Source organism: Mesorhizobium sp. P3_A2 (genome assembly GCF_056403115.1).
Genome location: NZ_JBFUGC010000017.1, coordinates 82083 through 95916, shown reverse-complemented (window position 1 = coordinate 95916; position 13834 = coordinate 82083). Strand labels below are relative to the sequence as shown.

General features: G+C 64.6%; 14 protein-coding genes. 6 read left to right on the top strand and 8 right to left on the bottom strand.

The annotated features are described in order from the left end of the window. Positions 1–42 precede the first annotated feature (42 nt). The gene (map, locus tag AC1DXM_RS29085) at positions 43–870 is read right to left on the bottom strand and encodes a type I methionyl aminopeptidase (protein WP_477238565.1); all 828 of its coding nucleotides are present in this window, start codon (positions 868–870) and stop codon (positions 43–45) included. Between the two features lie 533 nt (positions 871–1403). Between map and AC1DXM_RS29080 the strand changes: the two genes are divergently transcribed. Both AC1DXM_RS29080 and AC1DXM_RS29075 read left to right on the top strand, forming a co-directional pair. Continuing rightward, positions 1404–1703: a DUF982 domain-containing protein gene (locus tag AC1DXM_RS29080; protein WP_192257237.1), complete on the top strand. Its 300-nt coding sequence runs from the start codon at positions 1404–1406 to the stop codon at positions 1701–1703. A 147-nt stretch (positions 1704–1850) separates the two neighbouring features. Next, entirely contained in the window at positions 1851–2126 is a 276-nt protein-coding gene (locus tag AC1DXM_RS29075) for a DUF6074 family protein (RefSeq protein WP_477238563.1), read from the top strand. Positions 2127–2161: 35 nt separating this feature from the next. On the opposite strand, the gene AC1DXM_RS29070 is transcribed toward AC1DXM_RS29075, so the two are convergent. The 6 genes from AC1DXM_RS29070 to AC1DXM_RS29045 all read right to left on the bottom strand — a co-directional run bounded on the left by AC1DXM_RS29070 (position 2162) and on the right by AC1DXM_RS29045 (position 9343). Continuing rightward, positions 2162–3661: an efflux transporter outer membrane subunit gene (locus AC1DXM_RS29070; RefSeq protein ID WP_477238561.1), complete on the bottom strand. Its 1500-nt coding sequence runs from the start codon at positions 3659–3661 to the stop codon at positions 2162–2164. A gap of 11 nt (positions 3662–3672) precedes the next feature. Then, complete coding sequence (locus AC1DXM_RS29065; protein WP_477238559.1) at positions 3673–6816, bottom strand: efflux RND transporter permease subunit; 3144 nt, start codon at positions 6814–6816, stop codon at positions 3673–3675. 4 nt (positions 6817–6820) lie between these two features. Then, positions 6821–8089, bottom strand: a complete 1269-nt coding sequence (locus tag AC1DXM_RS29060) for an efflux RND transporter periplasmic adaptor subunit (protein ID WP_477238557.1) — start codon at positions 8087–8089, stop codon at positions 6821–6823. An 8-nt stretch (positions 8090–8097) separates the two neighbouring features. Continuing rightward, a complete protein-coding gene (locus AC1DXM_RS29055) occupies positions 8098–8328 on the bottom strand; it encodes a hypothetical protein (protein ID WP_477238555.1) in 231 nt (76 codons plus the stop codon). A 10-nt stretch (positions 8329–8338) separates the two neighbouring features. Continuing rightward, a complete protein-coding gene (locus AC1DXM_RS29050; protein WP_477238553.1) occupies positions 8339–8554 on the bottom strand; it encodes a hypothetical protein in 216 nt (71 codons plus the stop codon). A gap of 105 nt (positions 8555–8659) precedes the next feature. Next, positions 8660–9343: a hypothetical protein gene (locus tag AC1DXM_RS29045; RefSeq protein WP_477238551.1), complete on the bottom strand. Its 684-nt coding sequence runs from the start codon at positions 9341–9343 to the stop codon at positions 8660–8662. Between the two features lie 218 nt (positions 9344–9561). Between AC1DXM_RS29045 and AC1DXM_RS29040 the strand changes: the two genes are divergently transcribed. From AC1DXM_RS29040 to AC1DXM_RS29030, 3 genes are all read left to right on the top strand, one after another. Then, positions 9562–10287, top strand: coding sequence for a response regulator (locus AC1DXM_RS29040; protein ID WP_477238593.1), 726 nt, complete (start codon positions 9562–9564; stop codon positions 10285–10287). Further along, positions 10284–11525, top strand: coding sequence for an ATP-binding protein (locus AC1DXM_RS29035; protein WP_477238549.1), 1242 nt, complete (start codon positions 10284–10286; stop codon positions 11523–11525). Before AC1DXM_RS29040 ends, AC1DXM_RS29035 begins: the two co-directional genes overlap by 4 nt. A 63-nt stretch (positions 11526–11588) precedes the next feature. Beyond that, complete coding sequence (locus AC1DXM_RS29030) at positions 11589–12257, top strand: DUF2161 domain-containing phosphodiesterase (protein WP_477238547.1); 669 nt, start codon at positions 11589–11591, stop codon at positions 12255–12257. A 13-nt stretch (positions 12258–12270) separates the two neighbouring features. Here the strand turns inward: AC1DXM_RS29030 and AC1DXM_RS29025 are convergent, their stop codons facing one another. Beyond that, positions 12271–12822 carry a hypothetical protein gene (locus AC1DXM_RS29025; RefSeq protein WP_477238545.1) on the bottom strand — a complete coding sequence of 184 codons (552 nt, stop codon included), beginning with the start codon at positions 12820–12822 and terminating at the stop codon, positions 12271–12273. Between the two features lie 801 nt (positions 12823–13623). Here AC1DXM_RS29025 and AC1DXM_RS29020 point away from each other — a divergent pair. Further along, a complete protein-coding gene (locus AC1DXM_RS29020) occupies positions 13624–13806 on the top strand; it encodes a hypothetical protein (RefSeq protein WP_477238543.1) in 183 nt (60 codons plus the stop codon). The last annotated feature ends 28 nt before the right edge of the window (positions 13807–13834 follow it).

Genomic DNA, 13834 nt, shown 5'->3' with positions numbered 1-13834 from the left:
GGGCCGGCGCTGTGTCGCCGGCCCGTTTGCGTATTTGGATCGCTAGGCCGGCAAGCCGGGGCGGTCGAGCTTGTTTGGCGACAGCGTGAAAATCTCGCAGCCCGTGTCGGTAACGCCGATCGTGTGTTCGTATTGCGCCGACAAGGAGCGGTCGCGCGTCACCGCCGTCCAGCCGTCCGACAGCACTTTCACATGCGGCCGGCCGAGATTGATCATCGGCTCGATGGTGAAGATCATACCCGGCCGCATCTCGACGCCTTCGCTCGATGTGCCGTAGTGCAGGATGTTGGGTGCGTCATGGAACAGCTGGCCGACGCCATGGCCGCAGAAATCGCGCACCACCGAGCAGCGTTCGGCTTCGGCATAGCTCTGGATGGCAGCGCCGATGGCGCCGGTACGGGCACCTGGCCGGACCGCCGCGATGCCGCGCATCAGGCATTCATGGGTGACTTCGAGCAGGCGCTCGGCGGCGCGCTTGATGGTGCCGACCGGATACATGCGCGAGGAATCGCCGTGCCAGCCGTCGAGTATGTAGGTGACATCGATGTTGACGATGTCACCATCCTTCAACGGCTTGTTGTCGGGAATGCCGTGGCAGACGACATGGTTGATCGAGGTGCAGGACGATTTGGTGTAGCCGCGATAATTGAGTGTCGCCGGCAGCGCGCCATGATCCATGCCGTATTCGAAAACGAAACGGTCGATTGTCTCGGTGGTGACGCCCGGCTGGACCATAGGCACCAGCTCGTCGAGGCAGCGCGCGGTGAGGTCGCAGGCCTTGCGCATGCCGGCAAAGCCTTCCTCGCCGTAGAGGCGGATCTGGCCGGTGTTCCTGAGGGGTGCGGTGGCGGCGTCGAGATAGGTGACCATGGTGTCCGTTTTGTCTGTAAGCGGGCCATGCCGGTCAGCCCGTTCGAAAATCTTCCCAGATTTGGCATTGGAAGCCGCTAGGTTCAAGGAAGAACTGCGGCGAGGGGCTCGCGTCGGTGATATTCATGCCCCGAGGCAGTGTCTTCCGACCTTGTCCGCCTGCGCGAACCTTTCCTTTTTGGGGCTCCGTCTACTGGGCGATCGCCGAGACGCTCGGCATGGCGGGAACTGCCGCACTGGTGCTTGCCGCGATATTCGCCTTGCCATCGGCTTATGTGCTCTTCATAGCCGTGCGCATGGCCTATGAGGCCAAGACCGATCCGGCCAACCAATAGTAACAAACTCCAGGAACGAGTGCAGCGGTTTCCATCGGGAATTGCTTAGAAAACAAAGCGTTAAAGTGCGCGCCTGGGCGCGCTTTAAACGCCCGGACGCGGCGACCCCAGTGACGACACATTCTTGCGCGACATCAGGTCAAAGCAACTTTTGACGACGAACGGCGTTGTGGCGACACCAGTTCGGGAGACTTGGAAATGGACAGATTGCAATTCGAGGTGCCGGTGCGCATCGCGCCCGCGCCCGGGCTGCCGGTAGAGGAGATTTACAGCGTCGAACAGGCGCTGGACGTCCTGCATGAGTGGCCAAAGAAGCGACAGGGCAAGGTCTATGAGGCGGCGTTCAACGCTTGCTTCGGCGCCACGGTGGATGTCGTCAAGACCGAGGACGCCTGCCGTGCGTTCATGGCGTTCTGCCGGGTCAGCGGCCTGCTGGCCAGGGACATGATGATTACGGCCAAGCGCAGCGGCGGCGAGGCGAGGGGCCTGCGGATCTAGAGCTTTTATTGACCCGGAGGCTGACCATCCGACTCGCTCGGATCGTCGCGGACTCCGCGGCGTTAAGGTTCCGTTTCCGACTTCACAGTTAGGCATGACGCCATAGAGCAGCGTCTGATTCGTTGCGTCAGTGTCATGGTGCAGAATATGTCCTCAGCAAATGTGCGCGCCTTTCCGCTAGACCGGCAGACCATGCTGGTGCGCGATGTGGCGGCCAGGCTGGGCAGGCTGCATGGCGATACGGCCAACTCCTTCTGGAAGGCCACCGCGCGCGAACTCCTCGACAAGGCGATCGCCGCCGGCAGCGATGCTGCTTCGGCGGCCAACGACGTCCGCCGGTTTTTTGCAGCCGTCCAGGACGAGATGCATTTCAAAGCGGACGATGCCGCTCCGGGACAGCGCCAAACGCGCACCCGCTTCTAAACCATCAGCACAACATCCTTCTATAGGCCCCGGCATCACTGCGTGGCGGGCGCCGACACCAGACGCAGGCCGGTCTTGGCGTCGACGACTTCAGGCTTTGCACTGTCGATCGCGCCGTCCCAGCCGCCGCCGAGCGCCTTGTTGAGCGCGACATAGTCGGTGGCGATGGCGATGCGGCTTTGTAGCAGATCGTCCTCGGCCGAATAGAGCGAACGCTCGGCATCCAGCACGTCGAGAAGGCCGGCTTCCCCTGATTTGAACAGCGTGCGCTCGAGATTTGCCGCCTCGCCATAGGATTTCACCGAAGCCGCGAGCTTGCTGTTCCTGATGCGCTCCTGGCGCAGCGCGACGATGGCGTTTTCGACATCTTCGAGCGCCGACAGCACGGACGTCTTGTAGGCGATGAAATACTGATCGCGCTCGGCCCCGGCGACGTCGGCCGCCGCCTTCAGCTGCCCGGCATTGAAGATCGGCACGCTGAGCGTCGGCCCGAACGACCAGCCGATGGTGGAATTCTTGCCGAGGTCGCCGACCTTGAAAGCCGAGGTGTCGATATTGCCGGTCAGGCTGATCGCGGGATAGCGGGCCGCCTCGGCCTGGCCGACCTTGGCGGTATATTGGGCATATTGCCGCTCGGCCATGCGCACGTCCGGCCGGGTCAGCAGGATGTCGGCCGGAATGCCGGTCGGCAGCGGCAGGCGCGGCGTCGGGATCGGCGCGCCGCGCTTCAGCCGCTCGTTCAGCGCCGCCGGCGGGCGGCCGGTGAGCACGGAAAGCCGGTGTACGGCTTGGGCGTAACTGGCCTCGAGCGAGGGAACATCGGCCGCAGTGGCACTTGCCTGTCCCTGGGCTTTGGCGACGTCGGCCGCTGTCGCCGTACCGGCCAGCAGCATGGTGCGGGTGAGTGCGGCGGTCTGCTGCTGCGATGCAGCGGTGCGCCGTGCCAGCTGGATGCGTGCCTGGTAACCGCGCGCCTGCGCATAATAGGAGGCAACGTCGCCGACCAGGGTCAGCAGCGTCGAGCGCAGCTCCTGGTCGGAGGCATCCACCCCATAGTGGGCAGCGTCGACGCCTCTGCGGTTGGCGCCGAACAGGTCGAGTTCCCAGCTGGCGTCGAAGCCGGCCTGGTAATAGCTGTAGGCATCGCCGGCGCTCCCGCCTTCCGTGGTTGCGGCGGTCTTGCTGCGTGTGGCCGAGCCGGAACCGTCGGCCGTCGGGAACAAGGTCCCGGCGCTCTGGCGGTAGCTGGCGCGCGCCTGGCGAATCTTGGCCTTGGCGGTGGCGACGTCGAGATTGCCGGCAACCGCCTCGTCGATGAGCGTGTTCAACTGGGGATCGCGTAGGCGCTGCCACCATTGCGACAGTTGCGGCGGCTTCGCCGATTTGGACGACTTCTGGTCGCTCCATGCTGCCGGCATCGCCAGAAGCGGCTTCTCATAGTCCGGGCCGACAACGCAGCCCGAAAGCAGGACAACGGCAAGCATAGGCAAAAGCGTCCGCGTCGCGGCCGGACGGCCACGTTCAAAACCTGTCATACGAAATACCCTTATTGCTGGTTGGCTGCTGCTGGCGTCTCGCCCGTTTCCTGTTTAGCCACCTTGCCCTTGAAGATGCGCCGCACCGTGACGAACAGCAGCGGCACCAGGAACACGCCGATCACCGTCGCCGCGATCATGCCGCCCATGACGCCGATGCCGACGGAGTTCTGCGCGCCTGAGCCGGCGCCGTTGGCGACCGCCAGCGGCGTGACGCCGAGGATGAAGGCCAGCGACGTCATCAGGATCGGCCGCAATCGTTGTCGCGCCGCCTCCAGCGTCGCCTCGACGAGACCCATGCCGGCCGTCTGCCGCTCGATGGCGAACTCGACAATGAGGATCGCGTTCTTGGCGGCGAGGCCGATCGTGGTCAGCAGGCCGACCTTGAAATAGACGTCATTGGTCTGGCCGAACAGGCTGGCCGCCAAGAGCGCGCCAAAAATGCCGATCGGCACCGACAGCATGACCGCGAACGGGATCGACCAGCTCTCATAGAGTGCTGCCAGGCACAGGAACACGACCAGTGCCGAGATCGCGTAGAGCGACAGCGCCTGGTTGCCGGAAAGCCGTTCCTGGTGCGACAGCCCCGTCCATTCATGGGAGTAGCCGGGCGGCAGTTGCGCGACGAGTTTATCGATCTCGTCCATGGCGGCGCCGGAGCTGATACCAGCGGCCGCAGAACCCTGGATCTCGACCGCGGCCGAGCCATTGTAGCGTTCGAGCCGCGGCGAGCCGAATGTCCAGTGGCTGGAGGCGAAGGAGGAGAACGGCACCATGGTGCCGGCGGAATTGCGGACCTGCCATTTGTCCAGATCCTCCGGCTGCATGCGGAAGTTCGGGTCCGACTGCAAATAGACCGGCTTGACCCGGCCGCGATCGATGAAATCGTTGACGTAGTCGCTGCCCCAGGCGGCCGACAGGGTGTTGTTGATGTCGGCCAGGTTGACGCCAAGCGCGCTGGCTTTCTCCTGGTCGATGTCGACCGAGAATTGCGGCTGGTCCTCCTGGCCGTTGGGCCTTGTGGCGGTGAGCACCTTGCTCTGCGCGGCAAGTCCGAGAAGCTGGTTGCGTGTCTGGATCAGCGCGTCATGGCCAGCGCCGTTGACGTCCTGCAGGTAGAAGTCAAAGCCGTTGGTGTTGCCAAAACCCTGGATGGCGGGGGGAGCCAGCGCAAAGACCTGCGCGTCCCTGATCTTGCGGAAGGCGCCCATGGCGCGGCCGGCGACCGCTTGCGCCGCCAAGGCCGGTGATTTGCGCTGGCTGAACTCCTTCAACGGTACGAAAGCAATGCCGACATTCTGCCCGGCGCCGCCAAAGCCGAAGCCGGAGGCGGTGAACACCCCTGCGACGGCGTCCTTTTCATCGTTGAGATAGTGGTCGGTGACTTGCTTCAGCACGCGCTCCGTGCGGTCCTGCGTGGCGCCGACCGGCAGCGACACGCTGGTGATCAGGATGCCCTGGTCCTCTTCCGGCAGGAAGGAACTCGGCAGCCGGGCAAACATCCAGCCCATGGCGATGACGATGGCCAGGAACACGGCGAGGAAACGCCAGGACCGGTTGATGATGCCGTGCGAGCCGTCGCGATAGGCCGTCGTGCCGCGGTCGAAGACGCGGTTGAACCAGCCGAACGGACCGGTCTGCGTCGCATGGTCCTTGGGCCGCCGCAGGATGGTGGCACAGAGCGCCGGCGTCAGCACAAGTGCTACTAGCACCGACAGCACCATTGCCGAGACGATGGTCACCGAGAACTGCCGATAGATGATGCCGGTCGAGCCGCCGAAGAAGGCCATCGGCACGAACACGGCCGACAGCACCGTGGCGATGCCGACCAGCGCGCCGGTGATCTCGTTCATCGATTTGCGCGTCGCCTCTTTCGGCGACAGGTCTTCCTCCTGCATGACGCGCTCGACATTCTCGACCACGACGATGGCGTCGTCGACGAGCAGGCCAATGGCCAGCACCATGGCGAACATGGTCAGTGTGTTGATCGAATAACCGAAGAAAGACAGCACGGCGAACGTACCGAGCAGCACGACCGGAACGGCAATCGTCGGGATGATGGTGGCCCGCAGATTCTGCAGGAAAACGAACATCACCAGGAAGACGAGCACGATGGCTTCGAGCAGCGTCTTGACCACCTCCTCGATCGACAGCCGCACGAAGGGCGAGGTGTCGTAGGGGTAGACGACCTCGACGCCTTGCGGGAAGGTCGAGCTCAGCCGGTTGATCGTCGAACGTACCGCTTCCGCCGTGCTGATGGCGTTGGCCCCGGTCGCCAGATTGATGGCGACGCCGGCTGCCGGCTTGCCGTTGTAATTGGCTTGCGTCGTATAGCTTTCGGCGCCGAGCGCGACGGTGGCGACATCGTTGAGGCGGACCAGCGAGCCATCGGTCTGGCTCTTCAGGATGATGTTGCGGAACTGCTCGGCGGTCTGCAGCCGGCTCTTGGCGGTCACCGTGGCATTGAGCTGCTGGCCCTTGCGTTGCGGCAGGCCGCCGAGCTGGCCGGCCGACACCTGCGTGTTCTGTGCCTCGATCGCGGCGGCCACGTCGCTCGGCATCAGGGCATATTTGGCGAGCTGGTCGGGGTCGAGCCAGATGCGCATGGCGTAGCCGGACCCGAAAAGCTGCGTCGAGCCGACACCCGCGACACGCTTAAGCGTGTCGTTGATGGTGGAGTCGACATAGTCGGCGAGATCGGTCGAGTTCATCTTGCCGTCGCTGGAGACGAAGCCGATGACCATCAGGAAGCCGGTCGAGGATTTGGAGACGGTGATGCCGTTGCTCTGCACCACCTGCGGCAGCTGCGACTGCACCAGCTGCAGCTTGTTCTGGGTCTGCACCTGCGCGGTATCGGGATCGGCCGCGGTGGTGAAGGTCAGCGTGATCGAGGCTGCACCCGTCGAGGTCGACGTCGCCGTCATGTAGTCGAGATTGTCGATGCCGGTCATGCCTTGCTCGATGACCTTGGTCACCGAGTTTTCCACCGTCTGGGCGTCAGCGCCGGGATAGGTGGCGCTGATGTTGACCGTGGTCGGCGCGATCTGCGGGTATTGCGAGATCGGCAGCGTGGTGAGGGCGAGCAGGCCGCCCAGCATGATCACGATGGCGATCACCCAGGCGAAGATCGGCCGGTTGATGAAGAATGCGGACATCGGATCAGTTCCTGGTCTTCGGGGCGTTGGCGGCCACCTCGGAGGTCGCAGGTACGGCCGAGGAAGTCTGCGCGCGGTCCTTGACCTCGCCGGTCGCCTCGTCGATCGTCACCTCGACGCCGGTCGCATCGCCGCCAGGGCGCACCAGTTGCAAGCCCTCGACGATGACGCGGTCGCCGTCGCCGACGCCCGAATCCACCAGCCAGCTGTTGCCGACGCTGTTGCGCACGGCGAGCACGCGCTGCTCGACCTTGCCAGCGGCGTTGATGACCATGGCTGTCGCTTCACCCTTGGTATTGCGGCTGACGGCGCGCTGCGGCACCAGGAAGCTGTTCTGGGCGACACCTTCCTCGACCAGCGCGCGCACATACATGCCGGGCAAAAGCAGGCGATCCGGGTTGGGGAACTGAGCCCGCAGCGCAAAAGTGCCGGTGGACTGGTCGACATTGGCGCTGGCGAATTCCATCTTGCCGGTCGGCGTATAGACGGTGCCGTTGTCGAGCTTCAGCTTGACCGAGACATTGGGGCCGCTGAACTTCAGCCGGCCTTCATTGATCGCCTGGCGCAAATTAAGCAGATTGGTGCTCGACTGCGTGACATCGACATTGATCGGATCGAGCGCGCGGATGGTGGTGAGCACGGTGTCCTGGTTGGCGGTGACCAAGGCTCCCGGCGTCAGCGACGATTTGTCGATGCGGCCGGCGATCGGCGCGGTGATTTTGGTGTAGTCGAGATTGATGCGCGCGGTTTCGACACTTGCTTTGGCCGACGCCACATCCGCCTGCGCCTGCGCCAGCGTCGCGGCGGCATCGTCATAATCCTGCTGCGAGACCACCTTCTGCTGCAGCAGCCCGGCATAGCGGTCGAACTTGGCCTGTGCGGTCGGCACTGCTGATTCAGCCTTCTGCTGCGAAGCTTTCGCGCTATCCAGGGCTGCCTGGTAGCTCGCGGGGTTGATGAGGTAGAGCGGCTGGCCGACCACGACCTCGCTGCCCTCCTGGAAAAGCCGGGCTTGAATGATGCCGTTCACCTGCGGGCGCACATCGGCTGTCAGCGAAGCGCTGGTGCGTCCCGACAGTTCGGCCGTGATGGCCACCGACTGCGGATGCAGCGTGACGACACCGACCTCGGGCCGGCCGGCAGCGCCCATGCCTGCCGGTGCCTGGGCTCCTTCCTGCGAGCAGGCTGCGAGAAAGAGCGTGGCGCCTAGCACGGCAGTCCAGGATGCGGACCTACGCGACGGCAAAAAGAACTGGCTGGACGGGAGTGGCATGGCGTCGGTCATCTTTCGCTGGAGTTGCGGTCGAAGGTCATGGCAATCGGAAGGTCATGGCAATCTGCCGCGCCCGCTTGCGCTGCGTCGAGCAGTGCCTCAAAGCGGCTCATCTTGCGCTCCTTCTCGGCGGCCAGGACGTATTCGACAAGCAGAATAAAAGTCTTGGCCGCGATGCCCAGTGCCATCAAGAGGCCACTAGACAGCGTTTCACCAAGCGCTTGGCCCTTGATCGGCAATGGGCGGCCCTTACGCAATTTTCTTGTCATCAAGGGTGGCGCTCGACGGCGTCGAAAACGGCAGCGACAGGCGCCAGGCGGCGAAGCTTAGCCGGATCGCGCCCTTGAGCGTATCCGCCGGCAGGCCCGGCTGCACGGCTCGCGCGCCATGGCCGGTCGAGCCGAGCGAGCCGCCAACTGGGCCAAAGGCTGCGATCAGCCGCAGCATCATCAGGGCTTCCCACATTGTCGTGCTTTCGTTGCTTGATGGCGGCCGGAACTGGCGACCATTTTCGGAGAGAGAACCGGCCGGCCCGAGACCGGGTGTCAGCGGGCCGGCCGGCGCAGCCGGTCAGAGTTGCTCGTCAGTCCGGGGTAGGGCATTGGGAGCGTGTCTGTCATGGCCAGGCAGACCTCCTGGACCGGCTGCTTCCGGCGGATGGCCCCAGGGACCGGGGGGTGGGCCGTGAGGCTCCGCCGAGGCAAGGATTTCAAGCTGTTCGGGCGTCAGTTTGGTGCGAAGGGCTGAAATGGCGTCCTTCAATCTGGTGGCTGCGACCGCGCGCTCAATAACATCGTCGGCCAGCTTTTCCTGGAAGGCGAAGGGATCGCGGGGACCTTGGTCGGCTTTGCCGCCGGAGCCATCTGCCGCTCCAGGACCACGATTGCCGGAACCACCGGGGCCATGGTCGGGGCCGGGCGGCGCCAGCACCGCCTGCAGCGCGCTGGTATAGTCGCGCCAGGCATCGAGCTGTTCGCTGCGCACACCGATGCGGGTTTCAAGCGCGGCAAGCCGAGCTGCGAGCCTGAATTGCGGCGGCGGACCCATGCGATGCGGATCGAAGCCCTCCGGTCCGTGCCATGCCGGCCGGTGCGGCCAGGGACCTTGATCTGGGGGACTCTGGTCCGGGTCGTCCTGCAACGCCAAGATTTGCGGTGGCTCGCCGGGCGGCGCGACAAGATCGGGCTGCTGCGCAAGGGCTGGATGAATGGCGACCGCGGAGAACAGGCCGAGCACCAGAAGTCTGCTTTGCATGACGTAATCCTTTCCCACATGCATCGGATGGCGGCAGGATAGGGGGCCTCTTTTTCCGCTTTGCTTCTGTCTGTTGCCGAAGGTTTCCAGCAAAGGGAGATTTGTTTCGGAATGTTTCTGCCGGATAGCTGGCAACATTCGGTTGCAATTTTATCTGCTGTGCGCCGGCGGCTTGCCTATAATCGGCGCGGTAACCGGCAAAGGGCATGTCGCAGGCAATGCAATCGCAACCCCATATCCTAGTCGTCGACGATGACCGCGAGATCAGGACGCTGCTCGGGCGCTATCTCGACGGCCAGGGGTTTCGCGTGTCGATGGCGGCGGATCGGCGCGAATGCGAGCAGAAGCTCGGCACCGGCCAGTTCGACCTGATCGTGCTCGACGTCATGCTGCCCGACGGCTCGGGGCTGGATATCTGCCGGGGCTTGCGCGACCGCAAACCGCATATCCCGATTATCCTGCTGACGGCGCTGAAAGAGGATGTCGACCGCATCATCGGCCTGGAACTCGGCGCCGACGACTATATCGGCAAGCCGTTCAACCCGCGCGAACTCTCCGCCCGCATCCGCGCCGTGCTGCGGCGGGCGGCGCCGGAGGAGTTTGCCGCACCACGCGCGCGCATCTACCGCTTCGCCAGCTACACGCTGGAGCCCGACATCCGCAAAGTGACCGACGCTGAAGGTGCCCTTGTCGATCTCACCGGCGCCGAATTCGACTTGTTGCAGGTGTTTCTCGACCGCCCCGGCCGGCTGTTGTCGCGCGACCAGTTGCTCGATCTCACACAAGGGCGCGAGCGCGAACCGCTTGATCGCTCGGTCGACGTTTTGATGAGCCGGCTGCGCCGCAAGTTCGGCGAAACCGGCGAGGGGCCCTTGTTCAAGACAGTGCGCAATGGCGGCTACCAGTTGACCGCGCGCGTCGAGGCCGTGGAGGCCGAGATATGAACTCGCTGCGCCGGCGGCTCATTCTGTTGCTGGTTGCTTCGATCGTCGGCGTGGTCGGCCTGGCCACCGCCGCCGTGATCAGCGTGCGCGGCGGCGGGCCGCCGCCGGAACTGACCGTGCCCTGGATTGCGCAGCAGATGGAACTCGTGGTGCGGCTGCAGCCCGGCCCTGTCCCTGATGTGCTGAACGTGCAGCTCACCGATCATCCCGCCGGCGGCAAGGTCGCCCGTGCCGAAACGGCGATGCTCAACGACATACTGCGCCGCCGAGGCTTCGACCTCCGGGCCATCGTCAGCGACAAGGCGGACGAACCCGGACAAATTGCATCGGTGCAAATGCCCGACGGCCGCTGGGCGATCATGGAGGTGCCTCATGTCAAGGCACCAAGGCGCGAATGGCTGGTTCTGGCCGGCTGGATCTCGCTGATCGTGGCCGGCGCCACGGCGGTGTCCGTCTATTTCACTTCCGTGTTGATCCGGCCGCTGGAAATGCTGGAGGCCGCTGTCTCCAAGATCGGCTCGGACGGCGTGCTGGCATCGGTGCCGGAAGTGGGCTCGGCCGAGGTCAAGGCGACTGCGCATGCGCTGAACCAGCTCTCCGCCCGGCTGAAGACGGCGATGGAAAGCCGCATGCGGCTGGTCGCCGCCGCCGGCCATGATCTAAGAACGCCGATGACGCGCATGCGGCTGCGCGCCGAATTCCTCGACGACGACCGCGATAAATGGCTGCACGACCTCGACGAGCTCGACCGCATCGCCGATAGCGCGATCCGGCTGGTGCGCGAGGAGGTCAACCAGGACGCGGTCGAACCGGTCGACCTGGAAAGGCTGGTGCGCGACATCGCCGCCGAGATGCGATCGCTGGGGCATCAGGTGTCGACCGACCGTCTGGACAAGGTTTCGGTGCGGGCAGGGGCGCTGGGCCTGCGCCGTGCCTTGCGCAATCTGATCGTCAACGCCGCCACACACGGCAAGGGTTGCAGCGTTTCGCTCACCGCTGCCGACGGCCGCGCCGTCCTGGCAATCGCCGACCATGGCCCCGGCATCCCGCCGGAATTGCTAAACAAAGCGTTCGAGCCATTCTTCCGCGTCAACCCCGCCCGCTGGCAATCCATCCTCGGCGCCGGTCTGGGCTTGGCCATCGCCAAGGAAATCGTCGAACGCTATGGCGGAACCATCACGCTGGAAAACCTGCCGGGCGGCGGGCTTTTGCAGACGGTGGGGTTTGAGGTGGTTTAGCGCGCGGCCAGGTCCCTCGGCGATCCCGGTGCCGGTCCGGCCCGAATCGGCTATGCCTGCGCCATGCAGGAAACGTCTCTCTACGTCCCGGTGAAGCGGTTTCTTGAGAGCCTGGAATTCACGGTCAAGGGCGAAATCGGCAATTGCGATATCGTGGCGGTGCGTGACGGCGAGCCGCCGGTGCTGGTCATTTGCGAACTGAAACTGCAGTTCAACCTGGAACTTGTCCTGCAAGGCGTCGATCGCGCCGCCGCTTGCGACGAGGTATGGTTGGCGGCACGAATGTCGGCGCGCGGCAAGGGCCGCGAGCATGACCGTCGTTTTCGCGCGCTCTGTCGGCGGCTCGGCTTCGGGCTTCTAGCTGTCAGCAGCAAGGGCGAGGTCGAATTGCTGCTCAGCCCGGCCGCTCTGCCACCGCGCCGCGACCCGAAGCGGCGCTCGCGGCTGATGGAGGAACACCGGCGCCGGCGCGGCGATCCGGTGGTCGGCGGCGGTTCGCGCGCGCCGATCATGACCGCCTACCGGCAGGATGCGCTGGCCTGCGCCGCCGCCATGACTGATGGCCCGAAGCGGCCGCGTGATCTGAAAACGATTTCGCCACGCGCGGCCAGCATCCTTTTGGACAACGTCTATGGATGGTTCGCCAGGGCCGAGCGTGGGGTCTATGCGCTGACCGAAGTCGGTCATGCCGCCCTGCAGCGCTGGCCGCAAGTGGCGCACGATCAGGGGTGAGTGGCTGCCGGCGTCAGTCCTCGGATGGCAAGGCGCTCAGCCGCCGGTAGGCGACGCCATCGAAATTTGCCGTCACAAGATCTTTCACCGACATCTTGCGCTTGCGCCCGTCGCTGCAGCTGTAAACCGGCGCGCCGGCGTCGCTGCATTCGCTGGCGGTACAGATGCGGGCAACGCAGTTTCCGACCGTCAGCCGAAAACTGCCTTTTCCTGCAAAACCCTGCAGCAGGCTGCCATCCGCCGCGCGCCATGTCCGCGCCCGGAATTCCGCACGCAACGACCATGGCTCGAGCGGGACCGCCAGATTGGTCTCACCGGTGCGCCCGGCAAGGTTCAGGCGGCTGCGCGCCATGCCTGTGGTGTAAGCGGTGATGAGATCCGATCCGCCGGCATAGGCCGTCGCCATGCTGGTGTGGTCAAGCACATGCGAGATACGGTCGCCTGCCTCCACCGGCTGCATGAAGACGACCATCAGAGCGAGGAAGGCAAAGCCGGCTTGCAGAGCATTCCATCCGCCGGCCTGCGACGGCCACCGGTCCGTATGCGATGTCTCCCAAGCCAGCATCCTGCCGATCCCGCCCGTGGCACCTGCCACAATCCGCCGTCATCGATGAAGGCACAATGACGGCTGGATCCTGACATCCGCCGGTAAAGACGGCGTTGCCATTCGGATGATGGATGCATCACGGACTGGAATGCCGCGCTTTACTCCAGCCTCTACGCCGATGCGCCGCCGGAGGGCTGCGAAAGCCTGCTGAGCGCCAGGGATTTTCTGTCGCCTATCGCGACGAAAGACGTGGCCAGCACGCTGCGCACGCCCGCCGACCCGCTCGACGCTTCACTCATCCACGACGAGCGCCCGACTGGTTGGGCGGACTGGCTGCGCAGCGCCGGCGTCGAGCCACAGGCGGGCGCCAGGATCCGCGAGGCTCTTCGCCGGCGGTAGGGATGGCGGCCCGCGGAAACGCTCGCTGGTGGGGCTAGTAGCGGCCCAGCGGTCAAGGGCGGGGGGCTTGAGGGTTTTGACCACCGGGCCTAACCGGCGTGAGGGTGCCGGCTGGCAAGGGATCATACGCCGACATAACGTGTTGTAGAATGGGCTCCTTCCGTTCCCGAACCGTGCAGGAGACGTTCCTTTGCGTAAGGGAAGGCTAAACAAACCACCGTCATCTGACGATGGTCCAGGCGCCGCGCTACATGAGCCGGATGGGCCACCAGCAGTCCGCCGCGTGCCCCCACGCGACGGACCTCTGATGGGAGCGGCTACATCCCTAAGGAATCGACCGCTTGTAGATGTATTGTGAACTGCCGGGATCGCGTTAGCCTATGGTGTGATCGCGGAAGCCCGAGAGAGGAGATTGGCGCCATGGGCGAAGGGCTAGGCGACCACGACATTGAAAAGGGCTGGTGGGCGGCTCGCGTGCTGCATTTTCCGAAATTGAACGTTTCGACTTGGTTCGACGGGTCCGAGATCGTGGGCATCACGCATGGGTCGCACACGGTGCTGGGCAAGGGTGAACGCGCGCTGGCGAAGGCGGCTAGTCGTTAACCCGCCTGATTTTCTTGGATCCAGCTTA

Excerpts from the sequence above, each read along its gene's own strand:
- AC1DXM_RS29035 (WP_477238549.1), top strand. The coding sequence starts at position 10,284 with ATGAACTCGCTGCGCCGGCGGCTCATTCTGTTGCTGGTTGCTTCGATC.
- AC1DXM_RS29045 (WP_477238551.1), bottom strand. The coding sequence starts at position 9,343 with ATGCAAAGCAGACTTCTGGTGCTCGGCCTGTTCTCCGCGGTCGCCATT.
- AC1DXM_RS29020 (WP_477238543.1), top strand. The coding sequence starts at position 13,624 with ATGGGCGAAGGGCTAGGCGACCACGACATTGAAAAGGGCTGGTGGGCG.
- AC1DXM_RS29060 (WP_477238557.1), bottom strand. The coding sequence starts at position 8,089 with ATGCCACTCCCGTCCAGCCAGTTCTTTTTGCCGTCGCGTAGGTCCGCA.
- AC1DXM_RS29030 (WP_477238547.1), top strand. The coding sequence starts at position 11,589 with ATGCAGGAAACGTCTCTCTACGTCCCGGTGAAGCGGTTTCTTGAGAGC.
- AC1DXM_RS29040 (WP_477238593.1), top strand. The coding sequence starts at position 9,562 with ATGCAATCGCAACCCCATATCCTAGTCGTCGACGATGACCGCGAGATC.
- AC1DXM_RS29025 (WP_477238545.1), bottom strand. The coding sequence starts at position 12,822 with ATGCTGGCTTGGGAGACATCGCATACGGACCGGTGGCCGTCGCAGGCC.
- AC1DXM_RS29065 (WP_477238559.1), bottom strand. The coding sequence starts at position 6,816 with ATGTCCGCATTCTTCATCAACCGGCCGATCTTCGCCTGGGTGATCGCC.
- AC1DXM_RS29075 (WP_477238563.1), top strand. The coding sequence starts at position 1,851 with ATGTCCTCAGCAAATGTGCGCGCCTTTCCGCTAGACCGGCAGACCATG.
- AC1DXM_RS29070 (WP_477238561.1), bottom strand. The coding sequence starts at position 3,661 with ATGACAGGTTTTGAACGTGGCCGTCCGGCCGCGACGCGGACGCTTTTG.
- map (WP_477238565.1), bottom strand. The coding sequence starts at position 870 with ATGGTCACCTATCTCGACGCCGCCACCGCACCCCTCAGGAACACCGGC.
- AC1DXM_RS29080 (WP_192257237.1), top strand. The coding sequence starts at position 1,404 with ATGGACAGATTGCAATTCGAGGTGCCGGTGCGCATCGCGCCCGCGCCC.
- AC1DXM_RS29050 (WP_477238553.1), bottom strand. The coding sequence starts at position 8,554 with ATGTGGGAAGCCCTGATGATGCTGCGGCTGATCGCAGCCTTTGGCCCA.